Source organism: Archangium gephyra (assembly GCF_049060025.1).
GTDB lineage: Bacteria > Myxococcota > Myxococcia > Myxococcales > Myxococcaceae > Archangium > Archangium gephyra_A.
In genome coordinates this window covers 10,655,470-10,678,663 of record NZ_JBMEQQ010000002.1, presented here as the reverse complement: position 1 = coordinate 10,678,663, position 23,194 = coordinate 10,655,470, and the positions used below count along the sequence as shown (strand labels likewise).

The 23,194-nt window shown below is 69.4% G+C and carries 18 protein-coding genes and 1 pseudogene; 10 read left to right on the top strand and 9 right to left on the bottom strand.

Going from position 1 to position 23,194, the window contains the following annotated elements; all coding sequences use genetic code 11:
• The 3 genes and pseudogenes from ACN28I_RS46680 to ACN28I_RS46670 form a co-directional block, all read right to left on the bottom strand.
• Nucleotides 1-510 carry an NAD(P)-dependent oxidoreductase gene (locus ACN28I_RS46680; protein ID WP_420948317.1) on the bottom strand — a complete coding sequence of 170 codons (510 nt, stop codon included), beginning with the start codon at nucleotides 508-510 and terminating at the stop codon, nucleotides 1-3.
• Between the two features lie 4 nt (nucleotides 511-514).
• A pseudogene (locus ACN28I_RS46675) lies at nucleotides 515-658 on the bottom strand (NAD(P)H-binding protein); the annotation flags it as partial.
• 143 nt (nucleotides 659-801) lie between these two features.
• Nucleotides 802-2,115 (bottom strand): pectin acetylesterase-family hydrolase, encoded by a 1,314-nt coding sequence (locus ACN28I_RS46670; protein WP_420948316.1) that lies wholly within the window; start codon nucleotides 2,113-2,115, stop codon nucleotides 802-804.
• A gap of 140 nt (nucleotides 2,116-2,255) precedes the next feature.
• Here ACN28I_RS46670 and ACN28I_RS46665 point away from each other — a divergent pair, with 140 nt between their 5' ends.
• The 4 genes from ACN28I_RS46665 (at nucleotide 2,256) to ACN28I_RS46650 (ending at nucleotide 5,485) form a co-directional block, all read left to right on the top strand.
• Nucleotides 2,256-2,936: a hypothetical protein gene (locus ACN28I_RS46665; protein ID WP_420948315.1), complete on the top strand. Its 681-nt coding sequence runs from the start codon at nucleotides 2,256-2,258 to the stop codon at nucleotides 2,934-2,936.
• A 102-nt stretch (nucleotides 2,937-3,038) separates the two neighbouring features.
• The gene (locus ACN28I_RS46660; protein ID WP_420948314.1) at nucleotides 3,039-3,344 is read left to right on the top strand and encodes a hypothetical protein; all 306 of its coding nucleotides are present in this window, start codon (nucleotides 3,039-3,041) and stop codon (nucleotides 3,342-3,344) included.
• Between the two features lie 145 nt (nucleotides 3,345-3,489).
• Nucleotides 3,490-4,869: an L-serine ammonia-lyase gene (locus ACN28I_RS46655; protein ID WP_420948313.1), complete on the top strand. Its 1,380-nt coding sequence runs from the start codon at nucleotides 3,490-3,492 to the stop codon at nucleotides 4,867-4,869.
• Between the two features lie 19 nt (nucleotides 4,870-4,888).
• Nucleotides 4,889-5,485 carry a class I SAM-dependent methyltransferase gene (locus ACN28I_RS46650; RefSeq protein ID WP_420948312.1) on the top strand — a complete coding sequence of 199 codons (597 nt, stop codon included), beginning with the start codon at nucleotides 4,889-4,891 and terminating at the stop codon, nucleotides 5,483-5,485.
• A gap of 34 nt (nucleotides 5,486-5,519) precedes the next feature.
• On the opposite strand, the gene ACN28I_RS46645 is transcribed toward ACN28I_RS46650, so the two are convergent.
• Entirely contained in the window at nucleotides 5,520-7,436 is a 1,917-nt protein-coding gene (locus ACN28I_RS46645; RefSeq protein ID WP_420948311.1) for a sterol desaturase family protein, read from the bottom strand.
• A gap of 150 nt (nucleotides 7,437-7,586) precedes the next feature.
• On the opposite strand from ACN28I_RS46645, the gene ACN28I_RS46640 reads away from it, so the two are divergent.
• The 3 genes from ACN28I_RS46640 (at nucleotide 7,587) to ACN28I_RS46630 (ending at nucleotide 9,189) form a co-directional block, all read left to right on the top strand.
• Nucleotides 7,587-8,228, top strand: a complete 642-nt coding sequence (locus ACN28I_RS46640) for an SRPBCC family protein (RefSeq protein WP_420948310.1) — start codon at nucleotides 7,587-7,589, stop codon at nucleotides 8,226-8,228.
• Between the two features lie 72 nt (nucleotides 8,229-8,300).
• Nucleotides 8,301-8,606 carry a hypothetical protein gene (locus ACN28I_RS46635; protein WP_420948309.1) on the top strand — a complete coding sequence of 102 codons (306 nt, stop codon included), beginning with the start codon at nucleotides 8,301-8,303 and terminating at the stop codon, nucleotides 8,604-8,606.
• A 91-nt stretch (nucleotides 8,607-8,697) separates the two neighbouring features.
• Nucleotides 8,698-9,189: a hypothetical protein gene (locus ACN28I_RS46630; protein ID WP_420948308.1), complete on the top strand. Its 492-nt coding sequence runs from the start codon at nucleotides 8,698-8,700 to the stop codon at nucleotides 9,187-9,189.
• A 1-nt stretch (nucleotide 9,190) separates the two neighbouring features.
• On the opposite strand, the gene ACN28I_RS46625 is transcribed toward ACN28I_RS46630, so the two are convergent.
• Genes ACN28I_RS46625 through ACN28I_RS46615 form a run of 3 tightly spaced genes read right to left on the bottom strand, consistent with a single transcriptional unit; the run spans nucleotide 9,191 to nucleotide 15,216 of the window.
• The gene (locus ACN28I_RS46625; RefSeq protein ID WP_420948307.1) at nucleotides 9,191-12,316 is read right to left on the bottom strand and encodes an efflux RND transporter permease subunit; all 3,126 of its coding nucleotides are present in this window, start codon (nucleotides 12,314-12,316) and stop codon (nucleotides 9,191-9,193) included.
• Nucleotides 12,317-12,325: 9 nt separating this feature from the next.
• Nucleotides 12,326-13,933 (bottom strand): efflux RND transporter periplasmic adaptor subunit, encoded by a 1,608-nt coding sequence (locus tag ACN28I_RS46620; protein ID WP_420948306.1) that lies wholly within the window; start codon nucleotides 13,931-13,933, stop codon nucleotides 12,326-12,328.
• Complete coding sequence (locus ACN28I_RS46615; protein ID WP_420948305.1) at nucleotides 13,930-15,216, bottom strand: TolC family protein; 1,287 nt, start codon at nucleotides 15,214-15,216, stop codon at nucleotides 13,930-13,932. The genes ACN28I_RS46620 and ACN28I_RS46615 overlap by 4 nt, the downstream gene beginning before the upstream one ends.
• 133 nt (nucleotides 15,217-15,349) lie before the next feature.
• On the opposite strand from ACN28I_RS46615, the gene ACN28I_RS46610 reads away from it, so the two are divergent.
• Nucleotides 15,350-16,024 carry an SRPBCC family protein gene (locus ACN28I_RS46610; protein WP_420948304.1) on the top strand — a complete coding sequence of 225 codons (675 nt, stop codon included), beginning with the start codon at nucleotides 15,350-15,352 and terminating at the stop codon, nucleotides 16,022-16,024.
• A 38-nt stretch (nucleotides 16,025-16,062) separates the two neighbouring features.
• On the opposite strand, the gene ACN28I_RS46605 is transcribed toward ACN28I_RS46610, so the two are convergent.
• Complete coding sequence (locus tag ACN28I_RS46605; protein ID WP_420948303.1) at nucleotides 16,063-16,545, bottom strand: tetratricopeptide repeat protein; 483 nt, start codon at nucleotides 16,543-16,545, stop codon at nucleotides 16,063-16,065.
• Between the two features lie 95 nt (nucleotides 16,546-16,640).
• Here ACN28I_RS46605 and ACN28I_RS46600 point away from each other — a divergent pair, with 95 nt between their 5' ends.
• Together ACN28I_RS46600 and ACN28I_RS46595 are read left to right on the top strand one after the other, a co-directional pair.
• Nucleotides 16,641-17,414, top strand: a complete 774-nt coding sequence (locus ACN28I_RS46600) for a hypothetical protein (RefSeq protein ID WP_420948302.1) — start codon at nucleotides 16,641-16,643, stop codon at nucleotides 17,412-17,414.
• A gap of 85 nt (nucleotides 17,415-17,499) precedes the next feature.
• Nucleotides 17,500-20,109: a carbohydrate binding domain-containing protein gene (locus ACN28I_RS46595; protein WP_420948856.1), complete on the top strand. Its 2,610-nt coding sequence runs from the start codon at nucleotides 17,500-17,502 to the stop codon at nucleotides 20,107-20,109.
• Here ACN28I_RS46595 and ACN28I_RS46590 read toward each other — a convergent pair.
• Nucleotides 20,090-22,864, bottom strand: a complete 2,775-nt coding sequence (locus ACN28I_RS46590) for a hypothetical protein (protein ID WP_420948301.1) — start codon at nucleotides 22,862-22,864, stop codon at nucleotides 20,090-20,092. The two genes, ACN28I_RS46595 and ACN28I_RS46590, sit on opposite strands and share 20 nt — an antisense overlap.
• Between the last annotated feature and the right edge of the window lie 330 nt (nucleotides 22,865-23,194).

Genomic DNA, 23,194 nt, shown 5'->3' with positions numbered 1-23,194 from the left:
TCAACCCGACAGGGCGACCGTCCGGAAGAGGAACTGGCCGCCCTGCACGGCCGAGGCCAGGAAGCGCCCCACGTCACGCCGGGGGATGGTGTTGTGATGGACCTCGCCCCGGGTCGAGGCCAGCACACCATCCCCATGGGGCCGCCCGTAGGTGAGCCCCACCGGCTGGACGAGGACCCAATCCAGGCCGCTGTTGCGCACCAGTTGCTCCTGGCGCTCCTTGTCGGCGATCTGCTCCTTGAGCAGCAGTTGGTAGAACACCTTGAAGGTCCAGGGCAGCATCGCGCGCGTCTCCCCCACCCCATAGGCCGACACCACCACGAGCCTGCGCACGCCCACCCGGTGCATGGCCTGGATGATGTGGCGCGTGCCCTCGGAGCAGATGTTGGTGGGCGTCCGGGACTTGTGGAGCAACCGCACCTTCAACGGGTTGTCGTTCACCCCGAGCGCCACCACCACCGCGTCCTGTCCGGCCATCGCGCGCTCCACGTCCTCGGAGCTGCAAGGCATCCCCCACGAGCCGGCGGAGCCGCTCCGAGTGGATGTCCAGCCGGTCCGCATGCCGGGAGAACGCCGTCACCTCGTGGCCGCCCTCCAGCAGCTCCCGCACCGTGGCCTGGCCCGTTCCACCCGTCGCACCGAAGACGATGACCTTCATGAGGCACCCCGTGCCGTACCCGTGGGGATGACGGGTGCTCGGGGCAACCAGGGAGGAGACGGGCGGACGGGCCCCCGGGAGCCTGCCGGGCCGGGTCCCCGGGGCAGCACGGAGCCGGACGTGCTGCCCGGGGTCAGCCGGGCTCAGCCCCCGAGCGCGCCGTTGATGAGCGGCGCGAGGATGTCCATGCCCGGATCCTCATCGTTGTAGCCGTTGGCCGGCTCGTAGATGCGGATGCGCTGGTTCTCGTTGATGAAGCGCTGGAGGAAGGTGTCCATCGGCACGAACTCGCTGTTGCACTTCCAGCTCTGCCACGGCTCGGAGACGTACTCATACCAGCGCTTCTTCTCCATCCGCTGGCACGCGTGCGCGCCCACGAAGGTGATGATGGTGGTGCAGTGGCTGTCGTTGATGGGCCGGGCGTGCGGGATGAAATAGCTGAAGTTGTTGTAGAGCTTCAGCTCGTTGACGAGCCGGTCCTGGTCCTGCTTCCAGTAGCTCAGCACCGACTCCTTGTCGTTGGGCGTGTGGAAGCGCTCGTAGGAGAAGCGCGAGTAGTTGTAGTCCCGCGTATAGGCCGTGTAGGCGAGCTGATCGCTGGGGAACTCCGTCGCCACCATGCGGTTGATGGTGCCCATGTTGTTCTGGTCGAACGAGGCCGGGAGCTGGCTGAAGACCGAGTTCAGATTCCAGGACTGGCGGATCTTGTCGTGCAGGGCGCGCGAGCGGTCATTCACGTTGGGAGCCAGGTAGATGGGGCCCGAGTCGTTCAGGTAATAGCCACGCGCCGGGTTGATGGCCTTGCGAACGAAGTAGTACGCGGACGCGGTGGCGGTGCCGCCCGCGCTGAAGCCGGTGACGAGCAGCTTCTGGGCGCTGGGGAACTGCGTCTTCGCGTAGTTGGCCGCGGCGATCGTGTTGGCATATCCCGAGTGGTGCCAGGTGAGCGGCGGCTGCTGGCCCGTCGGATCCGTGTAGGTGACGGCGTTGTTGCCGACGTGCACGTCGCCCGTGCAGTACGGCATGTAGACGATGTTCCAGTCCTTGGTCACCAGATCCTTGCGGCTGCGGAACGGCAGGCCCGGATCCGCCCCGTTCACGATCGGCGAGACGTACTTCGCCGTGAACTGCTGCATGTAGTCGTCCGAGAGCCCGTTCGGGTTGGCCGCGCCCAGCACGCCCGCGCGCCCGCTGCAGGTGTCGTAATCCCAACACGCGCCGCCACCCTCGAACATGAACAGCAGGTTCTGCGAGCCCGTGTCACTGCGGTGGACGAAGAACTTGTATTGCGAGCCGTTGCCACACTTCGTCCCCGGCAACTCCACCTTCTGCCAGCTATAGTTGTTTCCTCCGTCCACGAGGACATCGACGATGCCGGAGACGATGACCTTGGCCTGGGCGGTGGCCGGCGCCACGGCGGCGGCGGCGAGAAGACCCATCAAGAGATGGTTTTTCATCCCAACTCCTTCCATGATTGGTTTGTGGTGGGACGGACAGACTAGCACAATCCGTGAATTCGTCGTATCTCCAGACGAAGCAGCGAATTCCCACTTTTCGAGATTGTGACAAACACACGTCACGGGGTATCTCATCCGTCATGGGTTTGAATGTTCGAGCGAAGATTCTGCCGTGGCTGCTCGCGGTCTCGGCCGCCGTGCTGCTGGTCCTGGTGCTCGCCGGGGTCTTCCGCGCGGAGCCGGCCCCGGATGACGCATCCGGACAACCCCCGCGGGCCGGGGTGCCTACGCGAAGCGCCCCCGCGCCGGAGCCCCGGGCCGAGGCCGCTCCGCCGGTGCCCGCCGCCAGCAACGCTCCCGGACTCCCCTCCGAGCCAGCCGCCGAGGCCGCTCCCGCCGCGGCGCCAGACCGGCATCCGGTGGACCTGGAGAAGCTGCGCGAGCTGCTGCCCGGCAACCTGTATTGGGAAACGAGCGTCCCGACGAAGGATCCCGAGGTCCTGCGCAAGCGCGAAGAGGAAGGGCTGCGCTGGAACGAGCTCTACGGCAAGGTGCAGTCGAACACGGCCACCGAGCAGGAGATCCACCAGTACTACGAGCACCGCCGCAAGGTGTCGGAGGACTCCATCGCGTTCGCGAGCAAGGTGCTCGAGCAGTACGGCGCCCAGCTCCCGGAGCAGGAGCAGGGCCTGTACGCGCTGAGCATCCGGATGCACCGCACCCGCCTGGAGGAGCTGCCCAGGCGGATCGAGGAGGCGCTCGCGCGCAAGAGCGCCCACGACCAGCGCCGGGAAGCGTGGCGCGGGAACGGGGGCAACTGAGGGGAATGTCAGGCGGCCCGTCCGATCTGTCGCTGACCGTGCAGCCAGCACCGGGGGACCCCTTCCCGCCAGCCACCCGCGCCCTCACCCTGTAGGGCAGCCATGAAGCTCTCCGCTATGACTGAATCCGACAAGCGGCGCATGCTCGCGCTCGCGGGCCTGGTCGCCGTTCCCGTCTATGTCCTCCCCGTGGGCCTCTTTGGCCTGCGCGCCCTGTGGCCGCGGACGCTGCGCACCGCCACCTCGGGCGCCATCACCCTGGGCATGCTGTCCCTGCTCGGCCTGAGCCTGCGCGGGCTCGCCCGGGTGAAGACCCTCCAGCCAGGCAACCGCGAGCGTTGGAAACTGCCCTTCCGCATGCCCGTCATGCCGGAGGAGTTCGCCGCCTCGGCCGCCTCGGGCCACTGAGTCGTTGGATCTCCAGCCATCACGCTCTGCGTCATCGGGGAGGAATGTGTCCCCGGTGATGCATTGCATTGGACACACCCGCGCCACGGGCAAGTGGCACCCGCTTGGGTTATAGGTTCGCCAGCCCTCGGGCGGGAGGCAGTTCGTGTCACTCAGTGTCTTCGACATGTTCACCATCGGGATCGGGCCCTCGAGCTCGCATACCGTGGGACCGATGCGTGCAGCGCGGCAGTTCGTGGAGACCCTCGCCAAGGCGGCGGGAGGGCTCGGCACCGTCGAGTCCGTGAAGGCGGAGCTCTTCGGCTCGCTCGGGCATACCGGCAAGGGACACGGCAGCGACGTCGCGGTCCTGCTCGGGCTGGAGGGCGAGCGTCCCGAAGAGGTGGACTGTGACGCCGTGCCGGCGCGCATCTCGGGCATCACCGAGACGGCGAAGCTGAAGCTGCTCGGCCAGCACACGGTGAAGTTCCGGGCCTCCGAGGACATCGTCTTCCACAAGCGGCAGTCGCTGCCGCGCCACCCCAACGGGATGCGCTTCACCGCGGTGCTCGCCGGGCGGAGCGAGCCCTTCAGCCGCATCTACTATTCGGTGGGCGGCGGCTTCGTCATCAACGACGACGGCACCCCGACGCACGTGGGGAGCGCGAAGGACTCGCGCATCCCCTACCCCTTCAAGACGGGCGCGGAGCTGCTGGCCCTCTGCCACCAGCACGGGCTGAGCATCAGCACGCTGATGATGGAGAACGAGAAGGCGCTGCGGCCGGAGGCCGAGGTACGGGCGGGGCTGCTGCGCATCTGGGAGGTCATGCAGGCGTGCGTGAAGCGCGGCTGTGAGCGCGAGGGCATCCTCCCGGGCGGGCTGAAGGTGAAGCGGCGCGCGGCGGCCATCTACCGCAAGCTCAAGGGGGACATGCGCGGCAACGCGGATCCGCTGGTGGCCATGGACTGGGTGAACCTCTACGCGCTCGCGGTGAACGAGGAGAACGCGGCGCAGGGGCGCGTGGTGACGGCGCCCACCAACGGCGCGGCCGGCATCATCCCCGCGGTGCTGCACTACTACCGGCGCTTCGTGCCGGGCGCGGACGACGAGGGCGCCGTCCGCTACCTGCTCACCGCCGGAGCCATCGGCATGCTCTACAAGCTCAACGCCTCCATCTCCGGCGCCGAGGTGGGCTGCCAGGGCGAGGTGGGCGTGGCCTGCTCCATGGCGGCCGCGGCCCTCACCGAGGTGATGGGCGGCACGGCGGAGCAGGTGGAGAACGCGGCGGAGATCGGCATGGAGCACAACCTGGGCCTCACGTGCGATCCCATCGGCGGGCTCGTCCAGGTGCCGTGCATCGAGCGCAACGCCATGGGCTCCATCAAGGCCATCAACGCCGCGCGGCTCGCGCTGCAGGGGGATGGCAAGCACAAGGTGTCGCTCGACAAGGTCATCGCGACGATGCGCCAGACGGGCGCGGACATGATGACCAAGTACAAGGAAACCGCGCGGGGCGGCCTCGCGGTGAACATCATCGAGTGCTGAAGCACTCCCGGGGCGCCTCATGCGGATGAATCGGCTCGAGACGTGGATGATGGTCAATCCCGTGCGCGAGGCGGTGCAGCGCTGGTACGCGGGCCCGCTGCTGCGGCGGCTGGGCGGCACGGCGGAGGGCAGCCGGGTGTTGGAGATCGGCTGCGGCCACGGCGTGGGCGTGGACATCATCCTCGGGCAGTTCGGCGCGGCGAGCGTGGACGCGTTCGACCTGGACCCGGACATGGTGGCCCGGGCGCGGCGGCGGCTGGAGAGGCACGGGGAGCGGGTGCGCGTCTGGGAGGGCAGCGCCACGGAGATTCCCGAGCGGGACGGCACGTACGAGGCGGTGTTCGCCTTCGGCGTGCTGCACCACCTGCCGGACTGGCGGGCGGGGCTGGCCGAGGTGCGGCGCGTGCTGAAGCCCGGCGGGCGCCTCTTCGCGGAGGAGTCCTACGCCCCCTTCATCACCCACCCCGTGTGGCGGCGCCTGCTGCACCACCCGCAGGAGGACCGCTTCGACCATGGGGGGCTGCTCGCCGAGCTGCGCACCCAGCACTTCCGCGTGAGGGACCAGCGCCGCATGGGTGACGGCCTGGGCTGGCTCGTGGCGGACAAGGACAGGTGAAGCCCCCCTCCCGGCCGCCCGGGAGGAGAACGGCTCAATCCCGGCGGCTCCAGAGGGCACTTCGCCAGGGGGAGAGGAGCTGGCCCCCCAACGAGCGCGGGAAGTCCGGGGTGCCGCTCAGGCCCACGTCCTCCGGGGGCTCACGGCCCTCGGGAATGCGCAGGGTGCCGAAGACGGCGTCCCACACCAGCAGCACGTTGCCGTAGTTGGCCTCGGCCTCCTCGAGCCGCCGCGAGTGGTGCCAGCGGTGCGCCTCGCCCGTGCTGAGCCACCGGCGCAAGGGCCCCAGCCGCGTGTCCAGGTTCGCGTGCTGCAACATGAGGTGCACGCTGACGAAAGCGGTGAACGGCTCCAGCACCGCCGCCCCGGCGCCCAGGAGCACCAGCGGGCCCACCGAGGCCAGGGTGCTCACCAGCACGTCTCCCGGGTGGTTGCGCGTGGCGTTGAGCCAGTACAACCGCGGCGCGCTGTGGTGCACGGCGTGCAGCCGCCACAGCAGGGGCACCCGGTGCATCAGCCGGTGCGTCCAATAACCCCCCAGCTCGCCGAGCAGCAGCGCCAGCACGAGTTGCGCCCCCACGGGCCAGTCCACGGGCCATGGGCCGGGTGTCGCCGGAACACCCATCGCCAGCAGGAGTCCCACGAGCGCCGGGAGCCCTCGCACCACCGAGTCCCCCACCGCCGAGGACAGGACGAGCAGCCCCGCGTCCACCCACGTGTCCCCCTGGCCGCGCGCCCAGGCCGCGCGGTACGGAAAGCACCACTCGAGCAGCGAGACACACAGGGCCGCCGCCACCACCGTCCCCGCGAGCGCCCCCGGCGCGGAGCCCCCGGCGCGCTGGCCCGCCACCCCCACCACCGCCACGGCCCCCAGCGTGAGCAGGGGCCAGGCCCCCAAGGACACCGCACGGCGGGCCCTCATGCCGCCTCCGGCTTCCCGGCGCGGACCCGCTCCTTCTGGGCCTCCACCATGCCACTCCACGTCATGCCCGACACCTCCATGAGCGCATGCAGCGGACCGGGCACGAAGCGCGTGGGCAGCGCGATGAAGCGCTGCAGCTCCCTTCCCGGCAGCAGCTCCTTCATGCGCTCCAGCGGGGCCAGGTCGTAGAAGTGGGACCGCCACCGCACCAGCAGCCGCAGCTGCCAGTCCAGCAGCACCGAGCTTCCGCAGCGCGGGCGGCGTGTGGACGCGGAACATCGGGCACATGCCCAGCGACAGCTCCGCGGCCCCCTCCTCCCGCAGCAGCTCGAGGAAGAGCGCGACGGTGGCCAGGTACACGCCCCACAGCCGTGTGGGCTCGAAGCGCACCCCGTTGAGCAGGTACGCACGCCGCCCGTCCGGGCCCAGGTACGGGTCGAGCACGGCGAAGCCGAACGGAGACTCCGCGCCGAGCCGCAGCAGGAAGAGCCGGCCTGGCGCGTCCGGCGCGAAGGACATGGGGCGGTTGATGAAGCCCAGCTCGCGGCCCACCTGGCTGCGGCGCACGAAGCCCTCGTTGAGGGCCTCCAGGTGCGCGCGCCGCTCCGGAGCCAGGCTCGCGAAGTCCACCGGCTCCAGACGGAGCCCCGCCCGGGTGGCCTTGCGCAACGCGCTCTGGACCTCCCGGCCGAGCGGAAGGCGGGGCCCGTCCAGTGGCAGCACCCGCTCCACCCCGATGCCCGAGAAGAAGAGCCGGCCGGGCCGGAGCCTCCGCAGCAGCACCGCCGTCTCCTCGTCCAGGTAGGCGAAGAAGGGCCGGCGGCTGCGCGCGAGGAAGCCCGCCAGCAGCTCCTCGCGATGCCCGGGCGCACACAGGGGCGGGCCGAGCACCACGTCGTAGCCCCGGGCGTGCCGGTACGCGAGGAAGCCCGAGGGCGAAGCAAAGGACTCCAGGCCCGGCTGTAGCGTGGAGACGGCGATGGAGTCTCGGCCGTGCAGCGCCACGAGGCGCTCGCGAGTCAGGGTCATCCCCCCGCGAGTGTAACAAACCAGGGAGCCCGCCCGCTCACCGAGCAACATGGGCGCGCTTCTGCGCTAGGCGCCGGGCGCGACATGGGCTCTAGTCCGGCCATACGTCATGGGCTCTCTTCCGCCATACGTCATGCGTAGGAGACGAACATGCGGAGCGTGGCGGGAGTGGTGGTCCTGGTGTGCACATTGGTGGCGGGTGGCGCCGGGGCCGAGGACTGGGAGCAGGTGTCCGACGGAGACATCGCCATCAAGGCCCGGCCCTACACGGCCGTGACGGGGGGGCGGGAGGTGTGGGCCGAGGGCGTGCTGCCGGTGAGCCTCCAGGACGTCCAGGCGGCGCTGACGGACCATGACAACTTCCGGAACTTCATGCCGTACGTGACGGAGTCGCGGCTGCTGTCGCGGGGCGAGGACGGCACCCGCCTGACGTACACGCGGCTGGACTTCCCCCTCATCTCGGATCGCGACTACGTGCTTCGGGTGCATGACGAGCCGGTGCTGGGCGCGGACGGCACGCAGGTGGCGTTCCACCAGAAGTGGACGCCGGACAACAGCGCGCTGCCGGAGCGCGTGGGCGTGGTGCGGCTGCGGCACAACCAGGGAAGCTGGTACTTCACCCCGCGCGCCGAGGGCGGGGTCCGCTTCGTCTACCGCTTCATCGTGGAGCCGGGCGGCTCCATCCCGGGCTTCCTGGCGGGTGTGGGCCAGAAGGACGCCGTGCTGGCCACGGTGCGCGGAGTGGAGAAGCGCGCGCTCAAGCTGGCCGCGGACCGGGCGCCGACGAAATAGCCCGCTTGCCCGAAATTCCCCGTCGCGGGTCCAAGCTCCCGAGGTTCACCACCACCTCGAGGGAGCCGTCCCATGCCGACCATCGAAGAGTGCAAGCAGGATCCCCACACGCTGAACCAGAATACAGGCTGCTGTGGCTTCGCGGCGGCGCTGATGCACCTGTTCGTCACGAAGAACGGGGCGCTCAAGGACTTCCTCAACTGCCTCATGTCGTGCAAGGCGTACCGGGACGTCCACAAGTCGACGCAGATCACCCAGCGCCTCATCAAGCGCGACCTGGCGGGCATCATCGACATCGACGCCCGCGAGGACTGGATGATGTGCCACGGGTTGATGATCCTGCTCAAGGAGAAGCTCGAAGCAGAAAGGCGATGGTGACTGGGCGAAGTGCGAAACCTATTCATCGCTCTGGGCCTGGTCGCGCGGCAACCTCACCTCCGACTCGGTACTGCCGCAGCCGGCGAACAAGGTGAAGGATCTGGTCCAGGCCAACGCGAAGGTGAACCAGGCGTTCAAGAACGAGTTGTCCTACAAACGCGGTGACCTGGCCCTGCCCGCGGACGTCCTGAAGAACCTGCTCGCGCTCGTCGACATCAAGGTCGCCGGTGCGCTGCCGATCAAGGCAGCCGAGTTCCACAATTTCGCGGGCAAGAGGTCGAGGCAGGTCAAACCCGACTTCGCGAAGTTCACGGAGGAGGTGGCGCGGGTGCAGAATGCCGGCTCCACGAACTCGGTGCGCTGGAGCGGGCTCGTCCTCGGCGTGGGCGATCGTCCCGGCGATCAGCGGTTCGAGCCCTACCACAACGTGACCCACTGGGTGTACGTGCCAGCAAAGCCCAAGGCCGCGCCCGCCGTCGGCGATTTCAAGATCTGGTCGTGGGGACAGGAGTTGAGCTTCTGGAGCGACCTCGTCGACCGCAACAACTACTACCCCGCGCTGGTCATCGACCTCGCCAAGTAGCTCAGGCGCGGGCCGTGGGGGGCCGGCCGAAGAGCCGGAAGAGCACCGGCACCACCAGCATGTTGAGGAAGGTGGAGGAGAGCAGCCCTCCCAGGATGACCACGCCCATGGGGGCCTGAATCTCGTTGCCCGCCTCACCCCCGGCGATGACGAGCGGCACCAGGGCGAGCCCCGCGCACAGCGCCGTCATGAGGATGGGCGCCAGCCGCTCCAGCGAGCCCTGCACCACCGCCTCCGGGAGGCTCTTTCCCTCCTCGGTCATCAGGTGCTCGAAGTGGCTCACCATGAGGATGCCGTTGCGCGTGGCGATGCCGAACAGGGTGATGAAGCCCACCATCGAGGCCACGCTCACCACGCCCGAGGTGAGCACCACCGCCACCACTCCGCCGATGAGCGCCAGCGGCAGGTTGATGAGAGTCAGCAGCGCGTTGCGCACCGAGGAGAAGGCCACCACCAGCAGCAGGAAGATGCCCACCACCACGCCCAGGCCCAGCAGGCCGATGGTGCGCGTGGCCTCCTTGGCGCTCTCGAACTGGCCGCCATAGACGATGTAGTAGCCCTCGGGCAACGGCACCTCGCGCGCCACGCGGGCCCGGAGGTCGTCCACCACCGACGACAGATCCCTCCCGGACACGTTGGCCTGGACCACCATCTTCCGCTGCACGCCCTCGCGGGTGATGGTGTTGGGGCCGGACTCGCGCGTGAGGCTCGCCAGCATCTTCAGGGGAATCCTCGGCCCCGCGGGAGTGTCGAGCGGCGTAGAGGCGATGGCGTCCAGGTCCGCCCGCGAGGCGTCATCCAGCCGCGCGATGAGCTCCACCGCCCGCTGCCCCTCCAGCACGGTGCCCACCGTCTCACCGGCGAAGGCCCGCTCCACCGCCTCGGCGACCTCGCCCGTGGTGAGGCCGTAACGTGCCACGGCGTCACGGTCCATGCGGATCTCCACCTCCGGGATGTTCACCTGCTGCTCGATGGACACGTCCACCGCGCCCGGGGTGTTCTCGGCCACCGTCTTCACGCGCTCGGCCAGCCCGCGCAGCGTGTCCAGGTCATCGCCGAAGAGCTTCAACGCGATGGCGGCGCGTGAGCCCGAGAGCATGTGATCGATGCGGTGCGAGAGCGGCTGGCCGATGGTGACGACCGCCCCCGGCACCTGGGCGAGCGCCGCGCGCATCGCCTCCAGCAACTCCTCCTTGTCGCGCTTGCCCTTGGAGAGGTCCACCCCCACGTCGAGCTCCGAGGCGTTGACGTCCTGGGCATGCTCGTCCAGCTCCGCGCGCCCGGTGCGGCGCGAGGTGCTCACCACCTCGGGAAGCGCCAGCAGGGCCTGCTCCACGCGGCGGCCGAGCTTGTCCGACTCCTCCAGCGAGGTGCCCGGCAGGGTAACGACATTCACGGTGAACGTGCCCTCGTTGAACTCGGGCAGGAAGGAGCGCCCGAGGAAGGGCACGAGGACGAGCGTGGCGAGGAAGGCCACGGCGGCTCCCCCCAGGATGACCCTGGGACGCGTCAGCGCCCACGTGAGGACGGGCTCGTAGCGCGCCTTCAGCCAGTGCAGCACGGGGCCCTCCTCCGCTCCCAGGGAGCGGGCCCGCGGCAACAGGTACGCGCACAGCGCGGGGGTGACCGTGACGGCCACGGCCAACGAGGCCGCGATGGCCACGATGTAGGCCAGCCCCAGCGGCGCCAGCATCCGCCCCTCCAGCCCCGAGAGGAAGAAGAGCGGCACGAAGACGAGGATGATGATGAGGGTGGCGAAGACGATGGCGGTACGTATCTCCACCGAGGCCCGGTAGATGACCTCCAAGGAGGACCGGCGCTCTGCCTCGGGCAGGTGCGCGTTCTCCCGCAGGCGCCGGAAGACGTTCTCCACGTCGATGATGGCATCGTCCACCAGCGCCCCGATGGCGATGGTCAGCCCGCCGATGGTCATGGTGTTGAGGGTGACGCCGAGCGCCTTGAGCGCCAGCACCGCCACCACCAGCGACAGCGGGATGGCCACGAGGGAGATGAAGGTGGCCCGCAGGTTCATCAGGAACACGAGCAGGATGACGGCGACGAGGATGGCGCCGTCCCGGAGCGCCACGGACACGTTGCGCACCGCCACCGAGATGAAGTCCGCCTGCCGGAAGATGTGGCGGTTGATGACCAGGCCCTTGGGCAGGGTGGGCTGGATGTCGTCCAGCACCGCGTCCAGGTTCCGGGTGAGCGCCAGGGTGTTGGCGTCCGGCTGCTTCATCACCGCGAGGATGACGGCGGGCTCCGCGTTGGCGCTCCCCTCCCCGCGTTTCGTCTTCGGCCCCACCCGCACGTCCGCCACCTGCCCCACGGTGATGGGCTGGCCCGCGCGCACGGTGACCACCGTGTTGGCGATGTCCTCCACGCCCTGGGCCCGCCCCACCGCGCGCAGCAGGTACTCCTGCCCCCGCTCCACGTAGAAGCCGCCCGAGGTGTTCCGGTTCGTCGTCCGCAGCCCGTGCACCACCTGCTCGAAACTGACGTCGAGGGCCTGGAGCGCCTCGGGCCGCAGCAGCACCTGGTACTGCTTCACCGCGCCGCCGATGGGCACCACCTGCGAGACACCCGCCACCGACAGCAGGCGCTTTCTCAGCACCCAGTCCGCCGCGCTGCGCGCCTCCATCATCTGCGCCTCGCGCCCCGCCACGTCCGGAGCCTGCGCGGCCTTGTCCCAGGAGATGGACAGGAAGAGGATCTCCCCCATCACCGAGGAGATGGGCGCCAGGGTGGGCGGCGGCACGTCCGGCGGGAGCTGGCTCGCGACGAGCTGCAGCTTCTCGTTCACCACCTGCCGGGCGGTGTAGATGTCCGTGCCCCAGTCGAACTCCACCCAGACGATGGAGAGGCCCACGGCGGAGGCCGAGCGCACCCGGCGCACGCCCGTGGCGCCATTCACCGTGGTCTCGATGGGGAAGGTGATGAGCGTCTCCACCTCCTCGGGGGCGAGCCCATGCGCCTCGGTGAGGACCGCCACGGTGGGCGCGGTGAGGTCCGGAAAGACATCCACGGGCATCTTCCGGGCGGTCTCGATGCCGAGAATGAGCAGCAGCACGGAGGCCGCCACCACCAGCAACCGGTTGTCGATGGACCAGCGGATGAGTCGATTCATTCCGCGTCCTCAGTGCGAGTGGCCGTGCCCGACGGCCGCACCCGCCGCGGCGGACAGTTTGAGCTCGTAGGCGCCCCGGGAGACGACCCGCTCCCCTTCCCTCACGCCCTCGAGCACCTGGACGTAGCCGCCCGAGCGCACCCCGGGTTGGATGGCCCGCTTGAAGAAGGACTCGCCCCCCTCCAGGACGAAGACGGTGGGCTTGCCGTTGTCGTCGACGATGGCGGACTCGGGAATGGCCACCCCGCGCACCGTCTCCCCCGTGTAGAGCATCACCTTGGCGAACATGCCCGGCTTGAGGACGCCCTCGGGATTGGGCAGCTCGAAGATGATGGGCACCGTGCGCGTCGCCCGGTCCACCACCGAGCCCACCGCGACGCGCCGGCCCGTCTTCTCGTCCACGGAGAACTCGCGGTCGAAACCCGCCACCGTGAAGGCCGCTCCGGGCGAGCGCTCCACCTTCGCCACATCCGCCTCGTACACCCGTGCCTCCAGCCACAGCCGCTCGGGGTTGACCACCGAGACGAGCCGCGTGCCCATGTCCACGATCGCTCCGGGAGTCACCTCGGCGTAGGACACCACCCCGTCCACCGGGGAGCGCAACTCGAAGGCGGCGCCACTGGGGCCCGCCGGGGCTCCGCTCTGGGTGCTGCGGTAGAGCGCGAGCTGCCGCTCGGTGGCCTCCACCCGGGCCGCCGCCACCTCCCGCGCCACCCGGGCCGCGTCGAGCTGCTTCTCGGGGATGGCCTTGCCCGCGAACATCTCCTCCGCGCGCTTCACCTCCCGCTCCGCCAGGCCCAGCTCCGCCCGGGCCCGCGCCGCCTCCATCTCCACGGTGGCCACGTCCGTCCCAGCCGCGGAGCTCGTGGGCATGAGCCGCACGAGCACCTCGCCCTTGCGCACGCGCTGCCCCAGGTGCACCACTTTGTCTCCCACGGGGATGCGCCCCGCCACGGGGGCCGACAGCTCCGCGGACTGGCCCGCCACGGGCTTGAGCTCACCGTTGGCGCGCACCCCTCCCTGGAGGACCCGGGGCTCGGCCGGCGCCGTCGCGTACTGCGTCTTCCACTGCTGCTCCTTGAGGAAGGATACGGCCGTCTCTCCCGCCTCTTCCGGAGGCGCGGCGGCCACGGCCGCGGCGACGGTGGCGTGCACCACGGCCTTGCCCACCTCCACCGTGCCCGACACCTGTTCTCCCTCCAAGCGCAGGGTGAGCGTGGCCTCTCCGGCCCGGGTGGGGCGCACCTCGGGCTTGAAGATGCCGTCGCGCAGGAGCTTGTCGGCCACGAAGCGCTCCTCGGTGCCGTCCGCGTAGCGCAGCGTGGCCGTCACCCGGCCCTTCGTCACCACCCGGAAGCCGTTGGGGTCGCGGGCATCGGTGAAGTGCGCCACCAGCGGCGAGGGCTGGCCCACCACCAGCGCCGGGTACTCCATGAACAGCTCGAGGCCATCCTGGTAGACGGTCACGGACAGATCCGGCCGCTCCGGCTCCGAGGAGGCCGCCCCACCGTGCTCGTGGCCATGCTCCTGGCCCTGCCCATGCGCATGTCCTTCCGGGCGCTGCTTGCAGGCGGCCAGACACGCCACCGTGAGAAGGAGTAACAGAGGTCGGCTCATCGCCTGGGGCTCCGGGGTGAGGTGCCGTCATAGGCGCCCGCGAGAAGAAGAAGGTCGGTCTCCGCTTCGACGAGGGACACGCCCAGCTCGAGGGCCGTCAGCCGTGCCTCACGTGCGGCGCGCTCGGCGTCGACCAGGACGAGGAGCTCCGCACTGCCGCCCCTGTAGGCCGTCGCGGCGATGCGGCGCAACTCCTCCGCGCGCGAGAGGACACCGGCCCGGTGCCGGGCGAGCCGCTCCCGTCTGCCGGACACGGCCTCGAGCAGCACGGGGAGGCGGGTCCGCGCGGCGTGCAGGAGCGCGGCGTGGCGGGCTTCGGAGAGGACCCTGCGCGCCTCCGCCCGGGCGGACTCGCCCTGCCCTCGCTCGAAGAAGGGAAGTGGCAGCGCGAGGCCCACGACATACCCGGCGCCCGCGCCCGGCTGCCCCACATCGAGGAACTGCGCGCCCGCGGTCACGACGGGCTCCGGAATGAAGCCGCGGCCCGCCGCACGCCGAGCGGCCTCCGCGCTCCGGGCCTCCAACGTCAACGCACGCAGATCGCCCCGGCGCTCACCGAGCCCGGCCAGCAGCGAGGCCCCGTCCGGCAGGGGCCGTTCCACGCCGAGCGCGCCCTGCAACGGAGGCAGCGACGCCACACCGGGCCCGAGCAACCACAACGCCTGGGCCGTGGCCTGTTGCTCCTCCAGCACGGCACCGCGCAGCGCATCCCGCACCGTCTCCGCCTCCAGCTCGATGCGCAGCCGCTCGTAGCCCGCGGCCTCCCCCGCCTTCTCGCGGACGGCGATGGCCTCGGACAGGCGCGTCAGCGCGGCGAGCGACTCCTCGAGGATGCTCCGGCGCTCCCGGGCCGCCAGCACCGCGGCGAAGGCGCGGGTCGCCTCATGGCGCAGCCCGGCCCGGGCCCATTCGAGCCGCGCCTCGGCGGACTGAGCGCTCCGCTCGGCGGCCTCGGCCTCCAGACCCAACCGCCCGGAGAGCACCAGCGGAATGGAGGCCACCCACACGTCCTGGCTCTCCCCCTCCCGCGTGCCGGAGCCCGTCTTCTGGCGCTCCCACTCCAGGGCGGGGTTGGGCCACAGGCCCACACCCACGGCCTCGCTCCGGCCAAGCGCGGCCTCGAGCTCGGCGACACGGGCCTCCAGGCTCCCGGTGAGCACCCGCTCCACGTATTGTGCTTCGTCGAGCGCGGGCTGGGCCAGGGCGCTCCCGGCCAGCAACACCAGGACGAGACTCCAGGGAAGAGGAGGAGACGGGCTGCGGCCGGGCGAGCGCGTGCTCATGGGCGGAAACCTAGCACGCCTGCTCGGCCGGACCCCTGGAGTAGGTGGCCCGGACGCTGTGTTGCGAGGCTCGGGACATTTGCCGTCCGGCCCTCAGGGGACATACGGTTCACCCCGTCATTCAGGAGACGAAATGCTCAAGAAGATTTCCCTCGCGCTCCTCGTCGCCCTCATCGGCGTGGGCGCCGTGGTGGCCTCGAGGCCGTCCACCTTCCGTGTCGAGCGGTCGATCACCATCGCCGCCCCGGTCGATCTCCCCTTCGGCATCGTGAACGACTTCCACCAGTGGAAGTTCTGGTCACCCTGGGCGGGGAAGGACCCGAAGATGCAGACGACCTTCGATGGTTCCTATGCCGGGCCGGGCGCCATCTACACCTGGTCCGGAAATGATCAGGTCGGCAAGGGCCGGATGACCATCGTGGACGCGAAGCTCTACGAGTCCATCCAGATCCAGCTCGAGTTCCTCGAGCCCTGGGCGGCCACGAACACCACCCTCTTCACGTTCAAGCCCACGCCCGACGGCAGCATCACGGTGAGCTGGGCCATGGAGGGGAACAACACCTTCCTGGGCAAGGCGATGTCCCTGGTCATGGACATGGACGGGATGATCGGCAAGGACTTCGAGCAGGGCCTGGCCACCATCAAGTCGCTGACCGAGAAGGAGGCGAAGAACCGCCTCGAGCGCGAGGCCCTGCTCAAGGCCAGGGCCGAAGCCGAGGCCGCCCAGGCCGCGCAGGGGGCCCAGGCCGCGCAGGGGGCCCAGGCCGCGCCCACCGCGCCGGCCCAGGCGGGCACCACCACGCCGTGAAGCACCCGCTGTCCCCCTGAGCGCCGCCGGGCGGGCCTTCAGCGGCCGCCCAGGTTGGCGCAGGCCCGTTTGTCCCCGCCATCGCACGCGCGCTGGATGAGCTTCGTGGCCTCGGCGTCGTTCTTCTCGGCGCACGTGCCCGTGCGGTGGCAGATGCCCGCGCTGAAGCAGCCCGCGGCGTCGCCTCCGTCACACGCGCGCTTGTAGAGCGAATAGGCCCGCGCCGGGTCCGCGCTCACGCCCCGCCCCTGCCAGACGAAGGTGCCCAGCACGTTGCACACCCGTGCGACGCCCGCGTCACAAACACGCGTGTACATCTCCACCGCGCGCGGGGAGTCGCCCTTGCGCTCGGCCTCCGTGGCCGCGTCCAGGCACCCCTTCACCGTCCCGCCGGGGCACTTCTCGTCCTTGTTCGCCAGGGCCGCCGCCTCCTTGTCCTGCGCGGTCTGCCCGGCCCCACTCCCCTGCTTCTCGGAACACGCCGCCATCGAGAGCAGCGCGCACATCCAGAACCACCTCATGTGTGCCCCTCCAAAAACAGAATTCCCGAAACAAATGACAAGAAATGTTATCCCGACTAGTCGGTCCGGCGCTTCCCCTCCCTCCGAGGAACCCCGTGAACCGATTGAAACCGTTGCTGCTGCCCGCCGTGGCGGCGCTGCTGCTGGCCGGACCGGCGCGAGCGCAGATCGCCGCGTTGCACGTCTACCACAACCACATGCCCAACTTCTGGGCGTACTACGACGTCAGCAAGTACGCCTCGACGCCGGTGGGCGGAGCCATCCGCTACACGTATGACGGCCAGGTCATCCACCTGAAGCAGAACCCTCCGTCGAACTACACCTATTACCTGCCGTCGGGCGCGCCGATGCCGCACGATGACCTGGTCACCTACTACTCGCACCACGCGAAGACGGGCGCCTATATGTACTGGCCCCCGAGCGTCGCGGCGGACATGAACACCCACGCCCCCACGGGGCAGGTCCACGTGACCATGTCCGGGGCGGTGGTGAACAACGTCCAGGATCTCAACGCGCTGCAGAACGTCACCGGGTACAACAACACGAGCTGGGGCGCGTCCTGGCGCGACCGCTACAACACCCTGCGCACCCCGGCGGGAAACCGGACGCTGGATCTCATCCACTTCACCGGCCACCACACCATGGGGCCGCTGGTGGGGCCGGACTACTTCCTCAAGGATCTCCACGCCGCACTGGGTGCGCTACGTGGATCCTGCCACGGGCGCCGAGTCGCGCGTGGTGGGAATTCCCGTCAACCAGAACGGCTCCTGGCTGGAGGGCTGGGAGGGCGAGGCCACCGTGGACGTGGTCAACCTCCGCGGCTTCGAGGGGCTCGTGCCGCAGAAGCAGTTCTTCGTCATCGCGCATGACGGAGACAACTCGGGCGGGCGCGCGGGCTCGGAGACCACCTGGTACAACGGCCGCGGCGTCACCTGCACCGCGGGCGTGCAGTGCATGGGCATCAGCGAGTACCTCGTCAACAACACGCCCCCCGCCACCGACGTGGTGCACGTGCAGGACGGCTCGTGGGTGGACACGCGCGACTCCTCGTCCGACCCCCAGTGGCACCACTGGAAGCTGCCCTTCGGCATCTGGAAGGGCCAGTTCCCCGCGTTCAACGCGGCCACGGGCCTCAACCTCGCGCCCAAGACGAACCTCTCCGGCGTGCAGGAGGGCATGACGGTCTCCTTCGAGCACGGCTGGCACTACCTGGAGCGCAACTTCGCCCTGCTGCAGGCCGCGCTCAACTACGCGAAGACGGCCGAGCAGATCTGGCTCGACGGCCACCCCAACCACTGGAAGCCCACCACCCCGCTGGACAACCAGGTGACGCACCCGGGCAACCAGCTCAACCCGTGGATGATGTCCTTCCCGGTGAAGGGTGACGCGGCCAACGACTGGGCGGGCGGCGCCAACCCGGCGGAGCTGGCCTGGTACTTCCTGCTGCCGGCCATGGACTCGGGCTTCGGCTACTACGACGAGAACCAGGACGACAACGTCAAGCCCACGCTCTCCTTCAACCAGTCGCTCTACTTCTCCAAACCCTACGTACAGGACCGCCTCACCCAGGACCGCACGGGCCCGTCCGTCTGGTGGCCGCAGCGCTGGCCCTACAACCCGGGCAGCGCCAACACGGACAAGTCCGAGGGCTGGACGCTCCACCACTTCAACAACACCTTCGCCCTCTACACCTACGCGTACGACTTGAACGGCATCACCAGCATCAAGGCCCGCGTCCGGGTGCACACCCGCAAGAGCATCGACCCGCTGGACAACACCCACAAGGTGTATGACCCCGCCGCGCTCAAGGCCGCGGGCGTGCCCAACATCGACACCACGCGCGTGGGCGCCTGGGTGGACTACCCGTTGACCCGGAGGGATCTGAAGCCCGTCATCAACGGCGTCGCGTGGCAGCCCGCCTACCTGCCCGTCATGGCGAAGGTGCCCGCGCAGGAGATCGGCGACCTCTACTACGTCTACCTCGGCAACTACCGGGACCAGCTCCTCGACTACTACATCGAGGCCACGGACAGCCGGGGCAACGTCACCCGGAGCGAGATCCAATCCGTCTACGTGGGCGCGGGCCGGTACAACCTGGTGGGCGGCAAGTACCTCGAGGACATCAACGGCACGGTGCAGGGCACGCACCCGTTCCTGGTGGTGGACACCACCGCGCCCTCCACGCCCACGGGCCTGGCGGTGGGCACGAAGACGGATCGCTCGGTGAAGCTCTCCTGGAGCACGGCCACGGACAACGTGGCGGTGACGGGCTACGACGTCTTCCGCAACGGCACGCAGGTGGGCTCGAGCCCCAGCACGAGCTACACGGACAGCGGGCTCACCGCGACCACCGCGTACAGCTACACCGTGAAGGCGAAGGACGCGGCGGGCAACACCTCGGCGGCCAGCACGGCGCTCTCCGTCACCACCCTGGCACCGGACACCACCGCGCCCTCGGTGCCCACGGGGCTGACGGCCTCGGGCACGACGAGCTCCTCGGTGGCCCTGCTCTGGACGGCCTCCACCGACAACTACGGCGTGGCCGGGTACGACGTGTTCCGCAACGGCACGCAGGTGGCCTCCGTCACGGGCACCAGCTACACGGACACCGGCCTGTCGCCGAGCACCGCGTACGGCTACGCCGTGAGGGCGAAGGACGCGGCGGGCAACGTCTCGGCGGCCAGCATGGCGCTCTCCGTCACCACCAGCGCGGGCAACTCCGTCACCGTCTATTACAAGAAGGGCTACGCCACGCCCTACCTCCACTTCCGTCCCACGGGCGGCACGTGGACGGTGGCACCGGGCTACGCCATGCCTGACTCCGAGGTGACCGGTTACGCGAAGTACACCGTCAACCTGGGCGCGGCCACGCAGCTCGAGGCCGTCTTCAACAACGGCAGCGGCCTCTGGGAGAACAACGGCGGGCTCAACTACTTCTTCCCCGGGGGCGTGCAGACCTTCAACGCCGGCACCATCACCGCGGGCGCTCCGTCCTCGGACACCACCGCGCCGGGCATCCCCTCGGGCCTGGCGGCGCCGTCCAAGACGTCCACCTCCGTCTCGCTCACGTGGACGGCCTCCACGGACGCCAGCGGCATCGCCGGGTATGACGTGTACCGCAACGGCTCGCTGGTGGGCTCGCCTGGCTCGGCCAGCTACACCGACAACGGCCTGAGCGCTGGCGTCACCTACAGCTATACGGTGCGGGCCCGGGACACCGCGGGCAACGTCTCCGCCCAGAGCACGGCGCTGAGCGTCACCACCAGCACCACCGGCGCCACCGTCACCTTCAACGAGACGGCCAGCACCGTGGTGGGCCAGAACATCTACGTCGTGGGCAGCATCCCCGCGCTCGGGAGCTGGAGCGCCGCCTCCGCCATCCTGCTCTCTCCGGAGAACTACCCGACGTGGCGTGTGGCGCTGAGCCTGCCCGGCTCGACGCCCTTCGAATACAAGTACATCAAGAAGGACGGCAACGGGAACGTCACCTGGGAGAGCGGCGCCAACCGCACCGCCACGACGCCCGCGACCGGCGCCGTGACGCTCAACGACACCTGGAAGTAATCCGAAGCGGGAAGTGCCCCGGCGCGAGGCCCACGAGCCTCGCGCCGGTTTCCCTGTGCGTCTCTACGTGCCGCTGGCCAGGGTGTGGCTGCCGCTCCACGCGCGGTTGAGGGTGAGCCACAGGACTCCGGTGCTGGAGTCGAACGAGGCGAAGTAGTCCACGTCCGCCTCGAGCAGCACGCCATCCAGGTAGAGGCGTGCCGGCACACCCGTCACCGAGCGGACGAGGAACAGGGGATTCCGGAGCTTCTCCACCGGCGGCCTCCAGGGTCGCGTTGAACTGGCCGGACAGGTCCGCCCGGAGCTCGTAGGCCGCGTAGCTGCTGTTGTAGCCGGGCACCGGATAGGTGGCGGTGTCGGAGCGGGCCACGCCGAGGGGGCCCGAGGTCACCACCGCGCCCTGGACCACGCTGAGCTTCGCCTTGAGCATGCGCTCCACCTGGGCCGCCTGGGCGAGGACTTCCCCGGCGCTCTGCTGACCCATGACCATGAAGACGGAGTAACTCTGGTAGGGATAGCCCGAGTACGTCGTCTCATAGCCGTAGCCAGGATGGGAAGGCTTGCCCACGGCGCCGTACATCAAACCCCAGGCGAGCCGCTTGCTGCGCGTCTGGGTGGTGTCGCCCATCTCGTACTGGCACATCTGGTAGGGCCAGTTCCAGTTGGGCGGCATCATCCAGGAGCCGAAATTACCGGGGTTCGCACGAGTCTCGGAGGCACGGCCCCAGTTGTCGCTGAACCAGGTACCGCCCGTGTTGTGCTGGAGCCAGCTCAGTGTCTGCACCATGCCCATCTCGGCATCGGCGGCTCGGGAATAGAGCATGGTGTAGGGGACGACGTTGGGCTGGCTGTAATCCCACTGGCTCTGGGCCGTGAAGGGCTCGGTGCGAGAGTAGAACTTGTACTTGTCGCCCCACTTCACACCATCCACGAATGCTTGGGTGCCATCACCGTCCCAGGCGATATCGCCATAGGGCGCCCGGGAGTCAGCCTCGGTGGGCAAGCCCGTGGAAGGCGCGGTGCTGGTGTCGAAGGTGATGGCGTAGACCGGATGATCCCGTCCCGTGGCGAAGAACCAGTGCACGGTGACTTTGACCGGGGTGCCGCCGATGGGCATGTTCCAGGAGAACTCGTGGATGGCATGGTGGCGGCCAACGAAGACCCGGCGGTAGGTGCCCGCGAGGCTTCCGGAGTGGCTCACCCCATTGCCGCTGAAGTGACTCACCACATAGCCCCAGCCGTTCCAGATGTAGCCGGGGCCGCTGCTGGCTCCGGTGCCCGTGGCGACGCGCTCCGACGTGCCAGTGTAGAAGCGGAACTGGCGAAGCATGCCGCCGTAGCTCCCGCCGGGATCGCGAGCGGTGTTGCGCGTGAGGACCGCCGTCCGCTGCTGCTTGCCTGAATCCAGCCAGCGATAGACGTCCGAGTCATAGCTCCCAGGCAGCTCATTGGCCCAGGTAAGAGAGGACCAGGCATCCGGGACAGTCACCGTCACCGTAGTGGTGGCAGTGGTGTTACCCGCCGCGTTGGTGGCCGTCAGCGTGTACGTCGTCGTCGTAGCCGGGCTCACCGTCGCGCTCGTCCCCGACACCGTGCCCACGCCCGGCGTGATGCTCAGGCTCGTGGCCCCCGTCGTTGCCCAGCTCAGCGTCGTGCTCTGGCCCGCGTTGATCGTCGCGGGCGCCGCCGTGAAGGAGGAGATGGTCGGCGGCTGATTCACCGTCACGGTGGCGGTGGCAGTGGTGTTTCCCGCCGCGTTGGTGGCCGTCAGCGTGTAGGTCGTCGTCGCGGCCGGGCTCACCGTCACACTCGTCCCCGTCACCGTGCTTGCGCCCGGCGTGATGCTCAGGCTGGTGGCTCCCGCCACCGTCCAGCTCAGCGTCGTGCTCTGCCCCGCGTTGATCGTCGCGGGCGCCGCCGTGAAGGAGGAGATGGTGGGCGGCGGATTCACTGTCACCGTGGTGGTGGCCGTGGTGCTACCCGCCGCGTTGGTGGCCGTCAGCGTGTACGTCGTCGTGGTAACCGGGCTCACCGTCACACTCGTCCCCGTCACCGTGCCTACGCCCGGCGTGATGCTCAGGCTCGTGGCTCCCGCCACCGTCCAGCTCAGCGTCGTGCTCTGCCCCGCGTTGATCGTCGCGGGCGCCGCCGTGAACAAGGCAATCACCGGGGGCAGATTCACTGTCACCGTGGTGGTGGCCGTGACAGTCCCCGCTTCGCTGGTGGCCTTCAGCGTATAGGTCGTCGTGGTGGCCGGGCTCACCGTCACCCCCGCCCCTCCCGACACCGGGCCCACGTCAGGCTCGATGCTCAGACTCGCGGCCCCCGCCACTTCCCAGTGCAGCGTCGCGCTCTGGCCCGCGTTGATCGTCTCCGGCACCGCCGCGAAATGCGTGATCGTCGGCAACGGCACCGGAGGCACGGTCACCGTCACCGGGGACTCCGCGTACCTGCGCGTATCCGCCACACTCGTGGCCCGCACCGTGTACGTCCCCGCCGTCCCAGGGGCCGTGTACACGCCATCGCGGGTGATGTCCCCGCTTGTCGCCGTCCAGGTCACCGAGGTGTCGCTCGCGCCCGACACCCTGGCCGTGAAGCGTTGCGTCCCGCCCGTGGTCAGCGCCGCCGCCGCCGGTTCGAGGCCCACCCCCACGCTCGGGGGGTCCACGGTCACCACCGGATCTCCGCCCCCCTCACAACCCAGCAAGGCCAGCAGCGGGAGTATCAACACCAGGGAGCTCAGGGTCCGGCACATCGTGCGCCTCCGATCCGGAAGGGGATGCACGCGAGGGGGGCTGCGTGCCGGCGGCACTTTCATCTCTCTTCCCATTTCAACGAAGCACATCCGCTGACAGCCGAAATACACAACACTCCGGCACGAGCCCCGTCAGCCCTATTCCGATGCATCCCCTATTCACATACATCCAGTCGGCTCGTGCGGGGCCTCGCGATACGCATACATCCACTCGTGGTGGGTATGCCCATTCACCCGGCGCGGCAGTCGAGGTCTCCGCCACGCCGGACGGGAGAGCGCCCTCAGCGTGGTGCTCGTCCCGGGGAGCCATGGCTCAACCCCCTGTCCGAG

What these genes read in the sequence shown, in the direction of transcription:
- ACN28I_RS46665 (WP_420948315.1), top strand. Translation starts at nt 2,256, where the DNA reads ATGGGTTTGAATGTTCGAGCGAAGATTCTGCCGTGGCTGCTCGCGGTC.
- ACN28I_RS46620 (WP_420948306.1), bottom strand. Translation starts at nt 13,933, where the DNA reads ATGAGCCGACCTCTGTTACTCCTTCTCACGGTGGCGTGTCTGGCCGCC.
- ACN28I_RS46635 (WP_420948309.1), top strand. Translation starts at nt 8,301, where the DNA reads ATGCCGACCATCGAAGAGTGCAAGCAGGATCCCCACACGCTGAACCAG.
- ACN28I_RS46660 (WP_420948314.1), top strand. Translation starts at nt 3,039, where the DNA reads ATGAAGCTCTCCGCTATGACTGAATCCGACAAGCGGCGCATGCTCGCG.
- ACN28I_RS46645 (WP_420948311.1), bottom strand. Translation starts at nt 7,436, where the DNA reads ATGACCCTGACTCGCGAGCGCCTCGTGGCGCTGCACGGCCGAGACTCC.
- ACN28I_RS46625 (WP_420948307.1), bottom strand. Translation starts at nt 12,316, where the DNA reads ATGAATCGACTCATCCGCTGGTCCATCGACAACCGGTTGCTGGTGGTG.
- ACN28I_RS46670 (WP_420948316.1), bottom strand. Translation starts at nt 2,115, where the DNA reads ATGAAAAACCATCTCTTGATGGGTCTTCTCGCCGCCGCCGCCGTGGCG.
- ACN28I_RS46650 (WP_420948312.1), top strand. Translation starts at nt 4,889, where the DNA reads ATGCGGATGAATCGGCTCGAGACGTGGATGATGGTCAATCCCGTGCGC.
- ACN28I_RS46615 (WP_420948305.1), bottom strand. Translation starts at nt 15,216, where the DNA reads ATGAGCACGCGCTCGCCCGGCCGCAGCCCGTCTCCTCCTCTTCCCTGG.
- ACN28I_RS46605 (WP_420948303.1), bottom strand. Translation starts at nt 16,545, where the DNA reads ATGAGGTGGTTCTGGATGTGCGCGCTGCTCTCGATGGCGGCGTGTTCC.
- ACN28I_RS46640 (WP_420948310.1), top strand. Translation starts at nt 7,587, where the DNA reads ATGCGGAGCGTGGCGGGAGTGGTGGTCCTGGTGTGCACATTGGTGGCG.
- ACN28I_RS46590 (WP_420948301.1), bottom strand. Translation starts at nt 22,864, where the DNA reads ATGTGCCGGACCCTGAGCTCCCTGGTGTTGATACTCCCGCTGCTGGCC.
- ACN28I_RS46610 (WP_420948304.1), top strand. Translation starts at nt 15,350, where the DNA reads ATGCTCAAGAAGATTTCCCTCGCGCTCCTCGTCGCCCTCATCGGCGTG.
- ACN28I_RS46680 (WP_420948317.1), bottom strand. Translation starts at nt 510, where the DNA reads ATGCCTTGCAGCTCCGAGGACGTGGAGCGCGCGATGGCCGGACAGGAC.
- ACN28I_RS46595 (WP_420948856.1), top strand. Translation starts at nt 17,500, where the DNA reads ATGGGCATCAGCGAGTACCTCGTCAACAACACGCCCCCCGCCACCGAC.